The sequence below is a fragment of the Actinoplanes sp. NPDC048988 genome (genome assembly GCF_043197815.1).
Taxonomy (GTDB): Bacteria; Actinomycetota; Actinomycetes; order Mycobacteriales; family Micromonosporaceae; genus Actinoplanes.
On record NZ_JBICTW010000011.1, the window covers coordinates 284,398 to 303,179 of the forward strand.

Below are 18,782 nucleotides of genomic sequence, written 5' to 3' on the forward strand. Positions count from 1 at the left end.
GGGCGGTCTCGACCGCGGGAGCTCCGCGACTTCTTCCGCCCCTTCCGGTCGCGGCCGAAGCGATGAGCTGTCACACGGTGACGCGGTTGCCGTCGTCGCCGGTGCGCGCGATCACCCGGGTTCCGATCGGCTCGCCCTCGGTGAGCAGGTCGAGGATGTCGTCGCCGTGGGCCAGGAAACGGCGGCCGTCGGATTCCAGGCGGCCGATGACGATGCCGGTCCGGTCGCCGGTCCGGTCGTGTTTGACCGTGTACGTCTCGATCACCGCCGGGCCGGACGCGGACGTGGCCTCGCCGGGGGCCGGGCGGGCGTCGAGTTCCGCCTGCAGTTTCTGGCTGTCGGAGGGCCTCCACGCCACCGGCGTGGCCGTGTAGACGCCGGTCGAGTATTTGCTCATCATGCCGCCGTTGGCGCCCACGAAACCGTGGCTTCCCTGTTCGGCGCGGCACCGGGACACCGTCGACGCGATCGCGTGCATCGAGTAGTTGTTGCCCGCCCCGCCGAAGAACGGCAGGCCGCCGGTCACCGTCAGGCCGCGCGGGTCGTCCGGCGACAGGCCGAACGCGTCGGTGATGGCGAAGACCGGCACCGGGAAGCAGCTGTAGAGGTCCATGCTGCCCAGGCCGTCCATGTCGATGCCGGCCAGGTCGAGGGCGTGCCTGGTCGCCGTCACCGCGGCCGGGCTGGCCGACAGGTCGGCGCGGGCCAGCAGGTCGCGTTCCCGCAGGTCGGCGTGGCCGGCCACGAAGACCCACTTCTCTTTGGGTACGCCGAGACGCCGCGCCGCCGCCAGCGACATGAGCAGCACCGCCGCGCCCTGGTTGACCTTCTCGCGGGCCACCAGGTACCGCGTGTACGGGTCGGCGATGGGCCGGTTCGCCTCGGAGACGGTGACCAGTTCGGCCGCGCTCCGCACGGTCGGCGCCGCCGCGTGCGGGTTGCCCGCCGCGATGCGGGTGAACGGCTCGAAGAGCTCCCCCATGGCGGCCGCGTACGCGGAACGCGACAGGCCCAGGCGGGCACGGCGGGCGTTCTCGAAGAGCGCGTAGTACGCGGGCGTGTCGGTCAGCCCGTACGGGAAATGCGAGAGGTCCACTATCCCGTCGAGCCCGAATCCGCGGTCCTCGAGCGATCCGGGCGCGTGCTCGGTGAAGTCGGGCCGGTCGTCGGAGCGGGCCAGGCGCTCGACGGTGGAGATGGCCTCGGCGCCGGTCAGGAGCACGACCCGCGCGTCGCCGGCCGCGATGGCCGCCGCGAACTCGTTGACCAGGTGCTGCGGGCTCTGGCCGCCGCCGACCTCGAGCACCGCCCGGTAGGGCGCGGCGCCGAGGCGGGCCGCCACCGACCGCGGGAAGTTGTCCGACCGGCCGAGCGGGGCCTGCGAGAACGGCAGAGAGATCTCGAACTGCCGTACCCCCGCAATGGTGTCGATCTCGGAGGCGGCGACGGCGGCGTCGTCGAGGGCCTCGCGGGCGGCGTCGGCGGCCAGGTCGGCCGGTGACCGGCCGCGGTAGCCGGGCGCGCCGAAGCGTTCCGAGACCTGGCCGGCGCCGACGATGACCGGGGTGCTGTCAGGCAGGGGCAATGAGACCTCCGAGCTCGGCGATGCGGCGCTGGCAGTCCTCGGCCATCCGCCGGGTGATCTCCCCGGCGGGCCGGATGTCCCGGAACGAGCCGACGACCTGGCCCACGAAGAACGACTCCAGTTTGAGCGCGCCCTCGTGGCCGTCCTGGGCGGCCGCGTCGATGTGCTGCCAGGCCTCCTCGACCAGCATGAGCTGCAGGGGCAACGGCAGCGGCTGCGGGCTGCCGGGCGCCTCCCACTCGTCGTGCCAGGCGGTGCGCAGCTGACGGGCCGGTTTTCCGGTACGGGTGGGTGAGCGCACCGTGTCGGCGCTGGTCGCGCCGAGGAACTTGTCCTTGATGGCCTGGACCGCGATGTCCTCTTCGCTGGAGAGCCACACCGAGCCGCACCACACGCCGGCGGCGCCGAGCGCGAGCGCCGCCGCCATCTGCCGTCCGTCGGCGATGCCGCCGGCGGCCAGGACCGGGCGGTCGCCGGCGATGTCGACGATCTCGGGGGTGAGGACCATGGTGGCGATCGTGCCGGTGTGCCCGCCGGCCTCGGTGCCCTGCGCGACGAGCACGTCGACACCGGCCGCGATCTGCCGTTGCGCGTGCTCGGCCTTGCCGACCAGCGAGGCGACCACGACGCCGGCCTCCTTGGCCCGCGCCACGAGCGACGGCGGCGGCGTGCCGAGCGCGTTGGCGATCAGCGCGATCGGGTGTTCGAACGCCACGTCGAGCAGCGCCGGCGCCCCGTCCGGCGTGATCGCCGCGGCGACCTCGCTGTGGTCGACCACGGACGACGAAACGGGAATGTCGTACTTGTCCAACAAAGACTGAACAAAAGTCAAATGCGATGGAGGGATTTGGGCGCGCAGGCTTGCGACGAGAGAGCCCGGGTCTCCGGCGACGAACTTGGAAGGCACGAGCAGATCGACGCCGTACGGCTTCCCGCCCACCCGCTCCTCGATCCAGCTCAGCTGGGCGTCCAGCTCGGCCGGTGAGTACGCCGAGGCGGCCAGCACCCCGAAGCCGCCGGCGTTGGTGACCGCCGCGACCACCGCCGGTGACCGGTTGAAGCCGACGATCGGGTGCTCGACGCCGAGCAACTCGGTCAGGGCCGTACGCATGCGGTCTCCCCCTTCGGAACTGACGAACCTTCAGCTGAAACGGCGCAGGATCTCGGTCAGGGTGTCGCGGCTGTCCCCGATCGTGTCGCCCGACCAGCGTTCCTTCAAGACCAGCGTCGCCCCGCCGTGCAAGGTGAGCTCGGCGTTGAGCGGCACCGCCTTGACGATCCTGGCGCTGGTGACCTCCTCGAAGGGCACGTAGCGGTATGTCCGGGCCAGCTCGGCCGGGTCGTGCGAGGACAGCATCCGGGCGATCCGGCCCTCGCCCTCGTCGGTGCTCTTCGGGGCCGGCACCAGCACGAGGCCCTGGTTGAGCAGGATCAGGTCGGTCTCCTGGTCGCCGGCGCGGACGTTGGCCATCGCGCCGATCACGTCGGAGCCGGCGCCGGTGGCCCGGGGCTCGACGACGCGGGCGGCCTCGACGTGGATGCCGAGCTGGGCCATCCGGGCCCGGGCCTCGCCGAGCGTCTCCGGCGACACGGCCAGCTTGGCGATCTCGGAGTAGTCGACCGGCACGCCCGAGGTGTGCACGATCCGGGCCGGCGAGGACCACGAGTGTTCCCAGCGCGCCTGGCCGCTGCGGACGGCGGCCAGGGTGATCAGCGTGTCCATGATGTCGGCGAACTCGGTGACCGGGTCGGGCGACTCGGGCAGGAACTCGGCCGCCAGTTCGCGCAGGCGGCCCTGGGCGACCAGCTCGAACAGCTCGGGCAGCCCGGCCTCGGGAATCCCGGAGAGCCGGGACAGCGAGCGGAACACCCGGTCGGCGCGGTGCTGCGTGACCAGGGTCATCGAGGCCGCGGTGAAGTCGGGCCACGGCAGCACGGTCCGCGGGCCGAAGTCGACGACCTCGCGCTGCAGCGCCAGACCGGCCTCGGTGAGCTGCGGGACGAGATCGCCGGCGGGACGGTCGTCGGCCGGGTGCTGTACGGGCGGGAGCGCCCGCATGGCGGCGATCCGCTCCCCCGCCGACGGGTGGGTGTCCCAGCGCGACGTGTGGCTCTCGGGTTCCTCGTCGCGCAGCTTGGCCAGCTCCTGGGTGCGAGCCGCGTACAGGTGGCGGAACCCGCCGAACACGTCGTCCGGGGCGTAACCGAGCTCCCAGCCGTACGAAATGTAGTTGTTGAAGTAGAAGTTCCAGGCGGCGCCGACCACTGGCAGTTCCCGCATGGTGGAGGTCGCGGCGCCGACGCCGGCCACGCGCACCGAGACCTGGTCGGCCTCCAGCTCCTGCCGCCGGGTCACGGCGTTGCTGACCAGAAGGTACAGGCGGCCGTAGGCCTTGAAGACCCACCCGAACACGTTGAACGGGCCGAGGCGGCGCAGCGTCTCGTGCAGGGCGGTCCGGCCGCGGTAGGTGATGGCGGCCAGGCGCGTGTGGGATCCGGAGTAGTGGCCGAGCTCGTGCGCGACGACCGAGCGCAGCTGATCGACGGTGAAGGCCTGGAGCAGAGGGATGCCCAGGTAGAGCCGCCGCACGCCGGAGACCAGCCCGAGCAGCCGGGCGTCCTCGGTGACGGCCGCGTTGACCTCGGGGATGAGCCGGATCTCGTCGGGCGCGCGGGTGCCGGCCGCGGTCGCCATGTCGTGCACGAGACGCCACAGGTCGGGTGCCTGCCGCGGGGTGACCAGCAGGCCCTCGGGATCGCCCGGCTTGGCGAACAGCGCCTTGCCGAGACCCACGACGACCGCGCCGACCCCGATGATCACCAGCCAGCTCAGCTTGGCCGCGCCGTAGCCGTGCAGGTGGCCCCAGATCTCGTACAGCAGGAAACCGGCCGCCGCGAGCTGGATCAGGCCCAGCACATAGAACCCGACCAGCATGGCGACCGACAGAGCGGCCCGCGACGCAGTGGACACGATCGATCTTCCTCCCCGTGAAAGTGGAAGGAAGATACACCGCTCAGCGGACCACCGTCACCGGGCATTTCGCGTACGAGGCGACGTGCTGGCTGACCGAGCCGAGCACCAGCCCGGCGAAGCCGCCGTGGCCGCGGTGCCCGACGACGAGCAGGTCGGCCCCGGCCGACTCGTCGATCAGGACCTTGGCCGCGCGTCCCTGCTTGACGTGCGGGCGGACGAGGATCGGCGGCTCGGCGCCGAGTTCCTCCCGGATGACCTGGACGAGGTCGTCCGAGGTGCGCTGGGTGGGCTCGGGCACGTACCGCTCGGAGACGCTGACACTGCCGGCCGGCGGCAGCAGCGTGTGCTCCCAGACGTTGACCACGACCAGGTCGGCGCCGTGATCGGCGGCCTCGGCGGCGGCCCAGGTCAGCGCCTTGCGGCTGCCGGGTGATCCGTCGACGCCGACGACGACGGTCTTCCATGCGCTCATCACCGTCACCTCCGACGCCATTACAAGTCCACGCCCGGCGGAGGGTCAACGGCGGCCGTCGATTCCCGCCCCAGCCGAACGCATCGGCACTCCGAGTTGCGACCCATGCACACCCGGTTTAGCTTCGGCCAAGGAGTGTGATGTGGATCACACCCGGAAAAGCTCGGTCGAAGAGGTGAGCTCATGACCACTACGACGTCGGACACCGTCGAGCAGGCACCGTCGGAGGAGCGACGGCCACTGATGACGGGTCCCGCCCTGCTGATGATGAACCTCGGATTCTTCGGGGTGCAGTTCAGCTTCGGGCTCACCCAGTCGGCGGTGAACCCGCTGTTCCTCCTGATCGGGGCGAGCCCCGAACAGCTGCCGATCCTCAACCTGGCCGGACCGGTCACCGGCCTGGTCATCCAGCCGCTGATCGGCGCGATCAGCGACCGCACCTGGCATCCGCGGTGGGGACGGCGACGGCCGTTCATCGTGTCCGGCGCGATCCTGTGCTCGATCATCCTGTTCCTGTTCCCGTTCGTCGGCGTCCTCTGGCTCGGCGTGATCTGCTTCTGGCTGCTCGACGCCGGCAACAACACCTCGATGGAGCCGTACCGGGCGTTCATCTCCGACCGGCTGCCGAAATCACAGCTGGCCCGCGGCTTCCTGACGCAGAGCATGTTCACCGGCGCCGGCGCGGTGCTGGCCAACCTGTCGCTGTTCCTGCTGCAGAAGGTGGAGCCGCTGCAGGGCACGGCCGGCAACGGGGTGCCGTACTGGATGTTCGCCTGCTTCATGATCGGCACGTTCTGCATCCTGCTGACCGTGTTGACGGCCATGATCCGTACGAAGGAACTCAAGCCCCCGGACCACGAGCTGGCCGAGATGCGCGCGGCCCCGAAGGGCCTGGGACCGGCGGTCCGGGAGATCGCCGACGCCGTCCGGTCGATGCCCGTGGCCATGCACAAGATCGGCGTGGTCTTCGCGTTCCAGTGGTACGCCATGTTCATCTACTGGCAGTTCCTCGCCGTGAGCCTGGGCGAGACCGTGTTCAACTCCAACCCGGAGACCGGCGGCAAGGCCTGGGACGACGCGATCGCCTGGAGCGGCCTGGCCAACGGCGCCTACAACTTCGTCACGATGATCTCGGCGCTGTTCCTGGTCGGATTCGCGCAGCGGATCGGAGCCAAGCGGGTGCACGCGATCGCGCTCGGGCTGGCCGCGCTGTCGCTGGTCTGGCTGGCCCGCATCGACAACCAGTGGGTCACGCTGATCCCGATGATCGGCGTCGGCATCTTCTGGGCGAGCGCGGTCGGCGTGCCGTACCTGATGGTCGCCAGCATGGTCCCGGCCAAGCGGACCGGCGTCTACATGGGCATCCTCAACATGATGATCGTGGTGCCGATGCTGATCCAGACGATCACCTTCGGCTGGATCTTCGAGCACTGGCTGGGTGGCAAGGGCTCGAACGCGATCACCCTGGCCGGTGTGCTGCTCGGCCTCGGCGCGATAGCGATGCTCTGGGTCAACCCGCCCAACGAGGTGGACGAGTCGCCGATCGTGCCGCTGGGCGGCAAGCGGAGCATCACGGTGTACGACCGGGTGGTCGTCGGTTCGGACGGCACGGCGACCAGCCTGTACGCCGTGGACCGGGCGGCCGAGGTGGCCCAGGCCGCCCAGGCGCGGCTGATCGTGGTGACGGCCTACCGGACCGGCACGTCGGCCCCCGCCGCGGAAGGCGTGCACCGGGACCTCTACGGCGCCGAGGTCGCGCGCGAGGCGCTGAGCAAATCGGTCACCGGGCTGACCCGGGAACGCGCCCGCTACATCGAACAGCGCCTGGTCGAGGGAGATCCGGCCCAGGCCCTGCTGGACACCGTCGGCAACAACCCGGCCAACCTGATCGTGGTCGGCAACCGAGGGCTCGGCGCCTCCCAGGGCGCGCTGCTGGGCTCGGTGCCGGCCGGCGTCGTCCGCAACGCGGTCTGCGACGTGCTGGTCGTTCAGACGTCCGCGCTCGACGAGGAGAGGCTGTTCACCAGCAGCTCGGTGACCCCCGAGGAGGAGAGCGGCCGCGAGAACAGCCAGCCCTGACCGGTGTCGCAGCCGAGCCGGCGCAGCGTGGCCTCCTGCGGCGCCGTCTCGACGGCCTCGGCCGTGACGCTGATGCCGATGGCGTGGGCGAGCCTGATGATCGTCTCGACGATCCGCTCGTCCACGCTGTCGCTCTCCCCGTCCTCGCGCAGCCCTTCGACGAACGGCCCGGCCAATTTGAGCACGTGCACAGGCAGTCGCCGAAGATAGGCCAGATTCGAATAGCCGGTGCCGAAGTCGTCGATCGCGATGCGGATTCCCCGCTCGGCCAGGCCGTGCAGCGACGCCGTTCCCTCCGGGTCCATGACCGCACTCTCGGTCAATTCCAGAACCAGAAGAGCCGGGTCCCATCCCGTACGCAGGAGAATGCCGTCCACATCGGCCAGCAGCCCCGGATCGTGCGCCTGGGAGACGGTCATGTTGACGCTCATGGCCACCCGCCGGCCGGGGAACTCCTTGGCCCATTCCGCGGCCTGCGCGCAGGCTTCCTCGAGCACCCAGCGGCCCAGCGGCAGAATGACGCCGGTCTCTTCCGCGAGCGGGATGAAAGCGTCCGGGCCGATCCGCCCGAGCCGCGGATGATCCCAGCGCACCAGAGCCTCGACGCCCCGCAATTCCCGGTCCTGGAGCGAGACCAGCGGCTGGTAGACCAGTGTGAACTCGCGGCGGTCGAGGGCGTCCGGCATCTCCGCGGCCAGGGCGTACCGCGCGGCCTGGCGGGCGTCGCGCTCCGAGTCGTACATGACGAAACGGCCCCGGCCGTCCGACTTGGCCGCGTACAGGGTCAGGTCCGCGGCCTTCATCAGCTCCTGCGGGCTGGTCGCGGCGACCTCGCTCTCGACGACGCCGATGCTGGCCGAAATGCGCAGGCGGTGCTTGCGGATGACGTACGGCCGGGAAAGCTCCCGCAAAAGGCTTCCCGCGAGCTTGCGCATGTCCGCGGGGTCCTCGACCAGGACGACGAATTCGTCGCCGCCCATCCGGCCGGCGACGTGGTTCGTGCTGCGCTCGAGGCGTTTCGCGACGGCCGCCAGCAGTTCGTCGCCCACCTGGTGGCCCAGCGTGTCGTTGATTCTCTTGAAACCGTCGAGATCCAGGTAGCAGACGCCGACACTCGCCTTGTCGCGGAAGATCCGGACCAGATCGGAGGCGATTTTCGTACGGTTGGGAAGGCCCGTCAGAGGGTCGTGGGTGGCCTGATGTTCGAGCCTTTTCTTGAGCCGCCGCCGGTCGGTGATGTCCTGCACCATCGCGATGGTGAACTCGGGCCGCCCCTCGTCGTCGCGGATCAGCGAGACGGTCAGGTCGGTCCAGATCTCACCGCCGTCCTTGCGGTAGTACGCCTTCTCCATCCGGACGTGGTCGACGTCGCCGTTGATGACCCCCTCGTACATGCGCCACATGTCGCGCGGGTCCTCGGGATGCGTCAGCCCCGGCACGAGCAGGTGGCACATCTGTTCCCGGGTGTAGCCGAGCAGATCGGCGAAGGCCTGGTTGACCTGCACGATCCGGCCGTCCATGGCGCTGACGCCGATGCCGATGGCGGCGTTGTCGAACACGGCCCGCAGGCGCGCCTCGCTCGCCCGCAACGCGCGCAGCACCGCCTGGTTGAGCTCCTCCTGATCGGCCATGGTGGCGGCCCGGATCGCCTGTGCGTAGCCGGCCGCCACCTGCGCCGCGACCCGCGGGTCATCGATCACCTCGACGGTGGCGGCCAGCATCGCCGGGTCGGTGAGATGAGCCTCGACCAGCGCCGCGCCCACCACCTCCCCGCTGTCGCCCGCCCGCAGGCGCCCGGCGAGCCCGGACAGCAGCTCGTCCAGCTGCCCGGCGTCCAGCGGCACGAATCCGGCCGCGACGAGCTGCCGGCGCCACAGCTCGACGAAGCTCATTTCTTCTTTCCGACTCCCGCGTACGCGCCGACGCGCTCCGGGTGCTCGTCCGCCGGCTCCTGCGGGTCGGGCCGCCAGAGCGGAATGAAGACCAGGCCCGGCTCGGCCAGCTCGAACCCGTCGAAGTACGCCTCGATCTCGGCCGCCGGCCGCAGCGTGATCTCGGTGGCGGTCCGTCCCGAGAGCCGCTGCGCCTCGATGACCTCGGCCGGCTGCCCGTCGGCGGTGGCGTGCGAGATGAGCAGCCAGCTGCCCGGCGGCACCGCGTCGCGCAGCGCCTTCACGGTGGCGGCCGGGTCGTCAGCGTCCGGGATGAAGTGCACGACCCCGGCCAGCAGGACGGCGACCGGCTCGTCGAAGTCGAGGAGCTTGCCGGCCTCGGCGAGGATCCGCTCGACGTCACGCGCGTCGGCCAGGATCACGGCGGTGTTGGGCGTACCGGCCAGGATGGCCCGGCTGTGCTCCACCGCGACGGGATCCACATCCACGTACACGATCTTGGAATCCGCGGCCGCCTCGAGGGCGATCTCATGCACGTTGCCGGCGGTGGGGATGCCCGACCCGATGTCGAGGAACTGCCGCACTCCCCGCGCCACCAGGAACCGCACGGCCCGGCGCAGGAAAACCCGGTTCGACCGCATCGTCTCCGCGATGTTCGGCGTCATCGCCTCGATCTGCTCGGCCAGCTGCCGATCCACGGCGAAGTTGTGCGCCCCGCCCAGAAAATAGTCATAAACCCGCGCCGCCGACGGCCGGCTCACGTCGACGCCCGCGGGAACCCAGTCTTCCGCCACCTTGACCCCCAGCCTTTGGCACAGCCCCGTCCAAGAACCACAACTGTCTATCGAATGGGCATCACAGGTGCAACCATCTCCGGGTGCCACAGTCTTCGGTCCTCAGGTTTCTGCCCCGGCTCGCCTGACCTCTTCGCCTGATCACCCGCCACGTCCGGCCGCGGCTGGCGCACCCGTGCGATCAGCCGGCACACCTTCGACGCGGCCACGCTCCTGCCGGCCGCCCCGCCTCATCACCCCGAGGTCCGTGCGGCCGGTCTTGCTGAGCCTGCCCGCCCGGCGCGGATCTCCCTGGGCCGGCGTCCTGCCGATCCTGGCCTTCCTTGTGCTGTCCTTGCTGTGCTTCAACCCGATCCTGTGGGCGTTGCTGTCCGAGCCCGAACGGGCGTCCACCGGCGGCGAGCGATCCCCCTGGGCGCTGTGGAAGGCCTGCGGGGCGCGGCCGAGGAGGCGACGCCGGCCTGATGGCTTACTGGCTACGCGGTCGCTCGCTCCGGGGAGCGCTCGGCCCGCGGGCGGGCCAGGGCGTCGGGGAGCTGCGTGCGGTAGGTGAGGCCGAGCTTGTGCAGCAGGCGGTGCATGTGCGAGCCGACGGTGCGGTGCGACAGGTAGAGGCGGTTGGCGATCTCCTTGTTGGTCAGGCCGGTCGCGGCCAGCTCGGCCACCCGGCGTTCCTGGGCGGTCAGCAGTGCGGTCACCGCGCCGCCGGTCGCGGCCGGGGCGGCCGGCCGGTCGCCGTCGGCGGGGTGGGGTTCGATCAGCGGGCCGGCGGTGTGGTGGCCGGCGGCCCGGAGCTCGTCGGCGGCCTGGCCGGCCCAGGCCCGCGCGCCGGCCGCGGTGAAGGCGGTCAGGGCCGCGGTGAGCTCGGCCCGGGAACGGGCGACCTGGCGGGTGCGGCGCAGCCAGCGGCCGTACGCCAGGCGGGTGCGGGCCAGCTCCAGCGGGGAACCGGCCCGCTCGGCGCACTCCAGGGAGGCCTCGAAGTGGCGGGCCGCGTCCTCCGGCGTGGTGGCCAGCAGCGCGTGGGCCCGCCGCGTCACCGCGCCGAGGTGGCCGGAGTCCGTCGGCGGCACCTGCGCGAGCAGTTCCCGGGCGGCGTCCGTCTTGGCGTTGACGGCGGGGTCCGTTCCGGTGGTGAGGGTGACGTCCGTCTTGGCGCTCAGGGCGGCCGCGTCGGCTATGTCGGCGATCGCCCAGGCCGCGGTGGTGGGGTCGGCGGCGGTGCCGCGCAGGGCAGTCCACGCCTCGCGGTAGCGGCGGCCGCCGAGCGCGGACAGGCCCGCCGCCCAGCTGAGCCGGGCCACGGTCGAACGCCACGGCGTGACCGTGCGTTCCCGGCCCAGATCGATCGCGGCGGACACCGCGTCGGTGTCGCCGGACCAGGCGTGCACCAGGGCCAGGGCGGCCTGCGCCTCGGCCTCGGCCATCGGCATGCCGAGGGCCGCGCTCATCCGGATCGCGGTCAGGGCGTCGGACCGGGCCCGTCCCAGGTCGCCCGTGACGACCCGGACCGTGGCCAGGAACGCCAGCTCGCGAGCCTCGTCGCCGCAGCGGCCCCGGCGGCGCAGGTGGGCCAGGGCCGCCTCGTGGCCGGCCACGGCGTGGGGCAGGTCGTGCAGAACTGAGGCCGCCCAGCCGTACGTCAGCAGCAGTTTGGAGTCCTCGGCGACCAGCGGCAGCATCTCGGCCAGGCGGGGGCGGACGCCGGCGGCCTGGCCCACGGGGTCGAGCAGGGCGAGCGCGACGGCCCGGACCGGGTCGGCCGGGTCGAGCGGCAGCCGCCGTAGTTCCGCCACGGCCGCCTCCCGGACGACGGCGAGCTGCGGGAAGTGGAAGGACAGCCCGGCCACGGCCCAGAGCAGGCGCAGGGGCTCCTCGGGGCGTCCGGGGTGGGCGCGGGCGGCCTCGTGGACCAGGACGAGCAGGCCCAGCGCGCTGCGCGAGCCCTGGCCGCAGGCGCTGCTGTTGCCGGCCTCGGTCTGGGCGAGCCGGATGAGCGCGTCGGGGGCCGGGCCGGCGCTGCGCGCCTGTTCGACCAGCTGGGCGCAGAGCGCGCCGAGTCCGGCCTGGCGCGCCACCTCGGCCGCCTCGGCGAGGTAGCCGGCGCGCCGCCCCGGGAAGGTGCTGAGCTCGGCCGCCCGGCGCATGGCGGTGACCGCGTCGCGGGGTGCGCCGCGCCCGGCGGCTCGCCGGCCGACGCCGGCCAGGTCGGCGGCGGCCTCGTCGTCGGCGCCGGCCGTTCCGGCGGCCCGGTGCCAGGCGGCCCGGTCGGGGTCGGTGCTGGCCCGGGCCAGGGCTCGGTGGGCGGCGAGGCGGTCGGCGAGGGTGGCGCCGTCGTACGCGGCCGACCGCACCAGCGGGTGCCGGAAGACCAGCCGGTCGCGCCCGGCAGTGAGCAGCCCGGCCTGTTCGACGGCGGCCAGGTCGGTGTCGTCGAACCCCAGCTCGGCCCCGGCGCCCATCAGCTCGGCGACGGTCAGCCCGGCGTCGGCGGCCGCGCACAACAGCAGCGTCCGGCTTCCGGGCTGGTGAGTGTGCGTCTCGCGCAGGAACGACCACTCCAGACGTTCGGTCATCCGCGCGCCGCCCGCGAGCTCGATCAGGGCCAGCGGGTTGCCGCCGGCCCGGGCGAGCAGAGCGGCCCGGCTCGCCGTCACCGGGAGGGTGTCCAGCAGGGCGTTCGCCGCGCCATCGGTGAGCGGCCTCAATTCCCTGCGCCGCCGGCGCGCGGGCACGGTCACCCCGGCGCTCGCCCGCAGGGTCGCGGCCAGGAAGACCGGGCCGTCGGAGAGCCCGGCCGCCACGAAGCTCAGCACGTCCCGGGTGGACGGGTCGAGCCACTGCCAGTCGTCGACCAGGACGGCCACCGGTGCGAGCCCCAGCAGGGCCAGCACGGCGGGCTTGAGCCGGGCCGCGTCCACCGGTTCGCCGGTCTCGCCGAACGCGGCCCGCACCGCGTTCCGGTGGTGCGCCGGAAGGCCGACGACCCGGTCCAGGACCGGCAGCAGCAGCTCGTGCAGGTCGGCGAAGTCCACCGGCAGGTCGTCGAGGACACCGGCGCAGCGCAACACCGTGACGCCACGGTCGCGCGCCAGGCCGGCCACGGCCTCCTGGATCGCGGTCTTGCCGATGCCGGCCTCGCCGGACAGGAACACGGCCCCACCCGTGTCCAGCAGTGTGGACAGCTCGGCCAGCTCTTCGTCACGCCCGATCATGGGCCCATCTTGCGGCCGGCCGGCGCCGAACGGCTGTGCGCCCGGTCACGAGCGGGCGAGATGACGTCGGATGACTTACGCGGGCGTGGGGGCGTACGTCATCAGGATGAAGAAGGGGGGTCATGACCATGAACCAGGTAGTGGTGATCGAGGCCGAGACGAGTGCGGACCGCGTGGCGTCGGCCGGCGCCGTGGCCGGCGCGGCCGAGTCCGCCGGCTACCGGCGGCTCGCGTGCCGCGGGGTGCCGGGCACGCACGCGCCCGCCTACGCCGGCCTCGGCGATCTGCTCGAGCCCGTGCTGGCCGGCGGCGGGCTTCCGGTCGGGCGGCGGCGCGCCCTGGAGGCGGCCCTGGGCGGGGACGCCGGGGCGGACCGGCTCCTGGTCGGGCTGGCGGCGCGGAGCCTGCTGGAGGCGCGGGGCGAGCGGCTCGTTCTCGTCGCCGAGGACTGTCAGTGGCTCGATCGGCCCACCCTCGACGTGCTGTGCTTCGTGGCCCGGCGCCTGGCGGATCTGCCCGTCGCCCTGATCGCGACGGTGCATCCGGAAGGCCAGCCGCCCGCCCTGCGGAGCCTGCCGGCCGAGCGGATCCGGCCCGCCGCCGGGCCGGCGAACGCCCGCCCGGCCGGCCGGAGGCTGGCGCTGCTGGCCGAGGCCGGGCGGGACATGCCGCTGTCCGAGGTGATGACCGCGGCCGGCCACCTCGGCATCGCGACCGAGGAGTGGGCCGCCCTCGACCACCGCCGCCTCGAAGGCGCCGCCGTCGTCGCGGACGGTGACGGGGCCGAGCGGCGCCGAGTTCACCTCGCGCTCTCCCAGGTCGCGTCCGACCCGGGTATCGCCGCGCGGCACCGGTCGGCCGCCTCGAGCGGCCGCACCGAGTCCGAGGCGGCCGACCTGGAACGGGCCGGCCGCCGGGCGCTGACCGGCGGCGCGCAGGCCGCCGCGGCCGTCGCCTTCCGCCGTGCCGCCGCCGCCTCGCCGGCGGCCGCGGACCGGATCCGGCGGCTCGCCCTGGCCGCCGGCGCCGCCCGCGCAGCCGGGCTGCCCGAGCGGTCGCGCGCCCTGCTCGGCGAGGCGATGCCGCTGGCCGCCGACTCCCGCACCATCGCCGACCTGGCCACCAACCAGCTCCTGCTCGACCTGACGGCGGGGCTGCCGGGGCGCGGCATCGGCGAGTTCGAGGCGCTGGCCGAGCGGCTCGACGGCGACGACCGGATACGGGTGCTGTGGGGCGCGGCCGTGCACTGCCGCGCCCGTCACCTGCCGCCGCACCAGTGCCGGCGGATCGAGGCTCGGCTGCGCGGCACCGCCTCGTCCAGCCCGCTGCGGGCGATCGCGCTGGCCATGCTCGCCCCCGCGCACGGCGCCGCCCAGCACCGGGAGCGCCTGCCCTGGCTGGTCGCCGAGGCCGCCGGCGATCCGCTCGCCCTGCTCTCGCTGGGTATCGCGGCCGAGTCGGTGCAGGACCTGGCGACCGCGCACACCGCCTGGGCGCTGAGCCGCGACCTGTTCCGCCGGGTCGGCTCGGACGCCGACGAGTGTCAGTCCCTGCGCGGGCTGGCCGCGCTGCGCATCGCCTGCGGTGAGCTGGCCGCGGGCCTGGCCGACGCCGAGCAGGCGCTGCGGATCGCCGAGCGGGTGGGCGCGACCCAGGTGATGGGCATCGCCGCCGGCACGGTGGCGCGGGCCCAGGTCTGGCTGGGCCGCGGGCCGGACGCGCGGAACACCCTCGAGCGGCACGCCGCGCTCTGGCACGACGACCCGATCGCCATCTCGGCGGCCGAGATGCGCTGGGCGAGCGGCCTTCTCGCGCTCACCGAGCGCCGGTACGCCGACGCCTGGACGGAGCTGAGCCGGGTCCGGCGGCACCGCGCCCGCGCCGCCTGGTCGATCGCCGACCTCACCGAGGCCGCCGTCCACTGTGGCGAGCACGAGGCGGCGGCCCGGATCGTCGAGGCGACGGCGGCGGACACCACCGCGTCCGGGCATCTGGCCATGCTCGTCGAGCGGAGCCGGGCGCTGCTGTGCGGCGACGACGACGGTGCGGAGGCGCATTTCGAGCGGGCGCTGGCCGAGGGCGAGGACGCCGGCACGCCGCTCGAGCTGGCCCGCACCCGGCTGCTCCACGGCCGGTGGCTGCGCCGCCGCAAGCGCGCCGAGGACGCCCGGGACCAGCTGACCGAGGCGCGGCAGGTCCTCGCGGACGCGCGGGCCCGGCCCTGGGCCGCCGAGGCCACCGCCGAGTTGCGGGCCGCCGGTGAGGTGGTCCGGCCGGCGAAGGACGCGCGGGCCAGCCTGAGCCCGCAGGAGGCCCGGATCGCCACCCTGGCCGCGCGCGGGCTGACCAACAAGGAGATCGCCGAATTGCTCGTCGTCTCGCCCCGGACCATCGGCGCGTCGCTGTACCGCATCTTCCCGAAGCTGGGGGTCTCCAAGCGGGCCCAGCTGCGCGAGGTGCTCAGTGCGGGCTGAGCGCGGCCGCCAGTTCGGCTCGGGCCGTGATGCCGAGTTTCGGGAAGAGCCGGTAGAGATGGGTGCCGACGGTGCGGGGAGACAGGAACAGCTGGCGGCCGATCTCCTTGTTGGTCAGTCCCTGCGCGGCCAGCGTGGCGATCTGCAGCTCCTGCGGGCTGAGGCTGTCGCGGGCGTTGCCGGCCGGCCGTACGGTCTCGCCGGCCGCTCGCAGTCCCGGCGTGAGCGGGCGGCCCACGCCTCGGCGCCCAGCGCCTCGAAGATCGTGATGGCCGAGCGCAGGTACGGCCGGGCCTTGCCGTACTGCCGGTCGCGGCGCAGCCGGACGCCGTACGCGTGGTCGGCGCGCGCCTTGTCGAACGGGTGGGCGGCGAGGGCGGTCGCGGTCTCCTCCGGCGAGTAGTCGTCCACGGAGTGCTCGAGCCGCACGGCCGCGCGGGCGTAGACCAGTCCCGCCGCGAGCGCCGGCGAGCCGCACAGCTTCTCCTCGGCGTCGAGCTGGTCCAGCATGGGGGCGAGCTCGCCGGTACGGCCGGCCATGACCGCCGCCTCGGCGAGCGTGCCCACCGCCCAGAACCGGATGGTCGGGTGGTACGCCATGTCGGCCGGGTCGAGCGCCCGGCTCAGGTGGTCGAAGGCCGCCGTGGCGTTGCCGGCGGCGAGCGCGGAGGTGCCCCGGATCAGCTGGACCAGACAGAGCATCCCGTGCAGTCCGGCACCCAGCAGTGCCTTCTCGGCGCCGTCGGCCACCTGGGTGGCGATCGCGTCCTCGCCGCGCAGCGCCGCCACCATGCCCTGGGCCATGCGGGCGGCCGCGGTCCAGTGCGGCCATCCCGTCTCGTCACCCAGGCGCACCGCCTCGGCGGCGGCGCCACCGGCGGCGTACGCGTCGTGCCCGAAAGCGCTCGCCCAGGCCTGGGTGACCAGGGTCTGGGCCAGCAGGCCGACCCGTTGCTGCGTGCGGCAGCGGGCCGCCGCGGTGCCGAGGAACTGCCGGGCCAGGCTCAGCGAGCCGACGGCGAGGCTGGTGGCGCCCAGGATCATCTGGAACTGGGTGTCGATCGGCTGGGTGAGCTGGTGCGGCAGGGCCTCGAGGACCGCGCGGCCGTTGTCCAGGGGCGCGGTGAGGCCGACGAAGGCGAGCACGTGCGGGTCGTCCAGGCCGCGGCCGCTGTGCTCCACGAAGGCGAGGGCGGCCTGGCGCGTGCCGGGCGCCAGATGGCTGAAGTACAACCGGAAGACGACCATGTTGATCAGGTCGAAGGCGCCGTCGACGTCACCGGCGGCGAGCCACTGCTCGGCCGTACGGATGAAGGTGAGCAACTGGGCGTCGCCCATCTCGCCGTAGCCGTCGACGGCGTTGCGCCGGGCCACGATGGCCAGCATCTCGTGCGGGGTGAGCCGGCTCTCGTCGACCAGCGGCGCCAGCCGGTTGATGGCGGCCAGGTCCCCCGAGTCGTAGCCGCAGTCGATGGCCTTGACCAGGCGGTAGGCCCGCCGGCCGGAGTCGGCGGTCAGCTCGGCCGCGCGTTCCCAGGCCGACAGGGCGGTGTGCGAAGCGCCGCGCTGCCGCAGCCGGAACGCCAGGTCGGCCATCGCGTCCCCGAGCGGCTCGTCCCGGCCGGTCACGGCGGCGGCGAGATGCCAGGTGCGCCGGTCCTCGTCGCGGACCGCCAGGGCCAGCGCGGCGTGGATGGCCCGGCGGTCGGCGGCTGGGATCGAGCGCACCACGGCCGACCGGATGAGCGGATGACGCAGCCGCAGGGCCGTGTCGCCGAGCTCGGCCAGCCGGGCGTCGATCGCCGGCCGCACGGCCGCCGCGGTGAGGCCGGCGGCGCCCAGGATCTCCTCGGCGTCGTCGGTGTCGTGCAGGGCCGCCACGCGCAGGACGTGCCGGCTCGGTGCGGGCAGGTCGGCGATCGCGGCCGAGAAGGTGTCGTCGAGCCGCTGGGGAAGGGAGAGGCCGCTCGGCAGGGCCCGCTCCCCGGCCGAGGCGGCCGCCGTGGCCAGCTCGTGCAGGCCGAGCGGGTTGCCGCCGGCCTCCTCGACCACGCGCAGCACCAGCACCGTGGGCAGCCCGGGGGCCACGGCGGCGACGATCTCGCGGGCCACCTCGTCGCTCACCGGGCCGACCGGCGTCTCCGGCAGCCCCGAGCCGGTGAGCCGCCGCGTCGTCTCCTCGCCGTCGCGCATGCTCATCAGCAGCAGGAAGGCGTCGTCGCCGAGGCGGCGGCCGACGTAGCTGAGCACCTGCCAGGTCGCCTCGTCGAGCCACTGGGCGTCGTCGACCATCATCAGCGTCGGCCGCGCCTCGCCGTCGTCGAGGCGTTCCAGCACGGCCAGGGCCACCCGGTACGGGCGCAGGTCGGCCTCGTCGGTCTCGCCGTCCAGCAGCATCTCGTCGATCGACCGGCGCCGGGAGGCGGTCACCACCGGCCGCAGCAGGCGCTCGAGTCCGCCGTACGGCAAATTGACCTCGGCCTGCACGCCGGCCGCGCGCAGCACCCGCCAGCCCCGTCCGCGCGCCTCGCCCGCGACGTGGGCGACCAGCGTGGTCTTGCCGATGCCGGCCGGGCCGCGCAGGACCAGCGCCTGGCCCTCACCCGCCGCGACGAGGTCGAGGACGGCCGTGAGCCGCTCGAGCTCCTTTTCCCGGCCACGAAGTTGCGGCGTCACCCGGCCAACGTACCTGAGCAGCCTGTCTAGACTCCTGACGGATGAGCGAAGTCTCCTTGCGGCCGATGCGGGCCGCTGACGCCGGGGCCGTGCTGGCCATCTACCAGACCGGGCTGGACGGCGGCGACGCCAGCTTCGAGCGGACCGCCCCCGGCTGGGCCGAGTTCGACGCGGCCCGGCTCGCCGCGCACCGGTTCGTCGCCGTCGGCGAGACGATCCTGGGCTGGGTCGCCGTCTCCGCCGTCTCGAGCCGCCCGGTGTACGCCGGGGTGGTCGAGCACTCCATCTACGTCGATCCGGCGGCGCGCGGCCGGGGCGTCGGCCGGGCCCTGCTGGGCGCGCTCATCGACTCCACCGAACGGGCCGGCGTCTGGACCATCCAGTCCGGCGTCTTCCCCGAGAACACGGCCAGCCTGGCGCTGCACCACGCGGCCGGCTTCCGCACGGTCGGCGTCCGCGAGCGCCTGGGCCGCCACGGCGACCGCTGGCGCGACGTGGTGCTCCTCGAACGCCGCAGCCCACTGATCTAGTTGTTCTGACCACGGACGTTGGTGACGGGGAGATCTTGAAATAGGTGAGGGCCTTCGGGTTCGGTGTGGATTGCGACGTCCTACCCCGAAC

Annotated in this window: 12 protein-coding genes; 3 read left to right on the forward strand and 9 right to left on the reverse strand. The window is 73.4% G+C overall.

Going from position 1 to position 18,782, the window contains the following annotated elements:
- Positions 1-70: 70 nt before the first annotated feature.
- Genes ACGFJ7_RS30475 through ACGFJ7_RS30490 form a run of 4 tightly spaced genes read right to left on the reverse strand, consistent with a single transcriptional unit; the run spans position 71 to position 5,031 of the window.
- Positions 71-1,585 carry an acetyl-CoA acetyltransferase gene (locus tag ACGFJ7_RS30475; RefSeq protein WP_360261749.1) on the reverse strand — a complete coding sequence of 505 codons (1,515 nt, stop codon included), beginning with the start codon at positions 1,583-1,585 and terminating at the stop codon, positions 71-73.
- The gene (locus tag ACGFJ7_RS30480) at positions 1,572-2,696 is read right to left on the reverse strand and encodes a nitronate monooxygenase family protein (RefSeq protein ID WP_360261747.1); all 1,125 of its coding nucleotides are present in this window, start codon (positions 2,694-2,696) and stop codon (positions 1,572-1,574) included. The genes ACGFJ7_RS30475 and ACGFJ7_RS30480 overlap by 14 nt, the downstream gene beginning before the upstream one ends.
- 30 nt (positions 2,697-2,726) lie before the next feature.
- Entirely contained in the window at positions 2,727-4,556 is a 1,830-nt protein-coding gene (locus ACGFJ7_RS30485; protein ID WP_392645127.1) for a M48 family metallopeptidase, read from the reverse strand.
- Positions 4,557-4,599: 43 nt separating this feature from the next.
- Entirely contained in the window at positions 4,600-5,031 is a 432-nt protein-coding gene (locus tag ACGFJ7_RS30490; RefSeq protein WP_360261743.1) for a universal stress protein, read from the reverse strand.
- 183 nt (positions 5,032-5,214) lie between these two features.
- Here ACGFJ7_RS30490 and ACGFJ7_RS30495 point away from each other — a divergent pair, with 183 nt between their 5' ends.
- Positions 5,215-7,110, forward strand: a complete 1,896-nt coding sequence (locus ACGFJ7_RS30495) for an MFS transporter (protein ID WP_392645129.1) — start codon at positions 5,215-5,217, stop codon at positions 7,108-7,110.
- Here the strand turns inward: ACGFJ7_RS30495 and ACGFJ7_RS30500 are convergent.
- The 3 genes from ACGFJ7_RS30500 to ACGFJ7_RS30510 form a co-directional block, all read right to left on the reverse strand.
- Positions 7,020-9,002, reverse strand: a complete 1,983-nt coding sequence (locus tag ACGFJ7_RS30500; RefSeq protein WP_392645131.1) for a putative bifunctional diguanylate cyclase/phosphodiesterase — start codon at positions 9,000-9,002, stop codon at positions 7,020-7,022. The genes ACGFJ7_RS30495 and ACGFJ7_RS30500 overlap by 91 nt on opposite strands.
- Positions 8,999-9,796, reverse strand: a complete 798-nt coding sequence (locus ACGFJ7_RS30505) for an SAM-dependent methyltransferase (RefSeq protein WP_392645133.1) — start codon at positions 9,794-9,796, stop codon at positions 8,999-9,001. The genes ACGFJ7_RS30500 and ACGFJ7_RS30505 overlap by 4 nt, the downstream gene beginning before the upstream one ends.
- Positions 9,797-10,272: 476 nt before the next feature.
- A complete protein-coding gene (locus tag ACGFJ7_RS30510; protein ID WP_392645134.1) occupies positions 10,273-13,011 on the reverse strand; it encodes an AAA family ATPase in 2,739 nt (912 codons plus the stop codon).
- A 122-nt stretch (positions 13,012-13,133) separates the two neighbouring features.
- Here ACGFJ7_RS30510 and ACGFJ7_RS30515 point away from each other — a divergent pair, with 122 nt between their 5' ends.
- A complete protein-coding gene (locus ACGFJ7_RS30515; RefSeq protein ID WP_392645136.1) occupies positions 13,134-15,485 on the forward strand; it encodes a LuxR C-terminal-related transcriptional regulator in 2,352 nt (783 codons plus the stop codon).
- Here the strand turns inward: ACGFJ7_RS30515 and ACGFJ7_RS30520 are convergent.
- Positions 15,472-15,699, reverse strand: coding sequence for a response regulator transcription factor (locus ACGFJ7_RS30520; RefSeq protein ID WP_392645153.1), 228 nt, complete (start codon positions 15,697-15,699; stop codon positions 15,472-15,474). The genes ACGFJ7_RS30515 and ACGFJ7_RS30520 overlap by 14 nt on opposite strands.
- Positions 15,600-18,161 carry an ATP-binding protein gene (locus ACGFJ7_RS30525; RefSeq protein WP_392645138.1) on the reverse strand — a complete coding sequence of 854 codons (2,562 nt, stop codon included), beginning with the start codon at positions 18,159-18,161 and terminating at the stop codon, positions 15,600-15,602. The genes ACGFJ7_RS30520 and ACGFJ7_RS30525 overlap by 100 nt, the downstream gene beginning before the upstream one ends.
- Before the next feature lie 41 nt (positions 18,162-18,202).
- On the opposite strand from ACGFJ7_RS30525, the gene ACGFJ7_RS30530 reads away from it, so the two are divergent.
- The gene (locus ACGFJ7_RS30530; protein WP_392645140.1) at positions 18,203-18,691 is read left to right on the forward strand and encodes a GNAT family N-acetyltransferase; all 489 of its coding nucleotides are present in this window, start codon (positions 18,203-18,205) and stop codon (positions 18,689-18,691) included.
- The last annotated feature ends 91 nt before the right edge of the window (positions 18,692-18,782 follow it).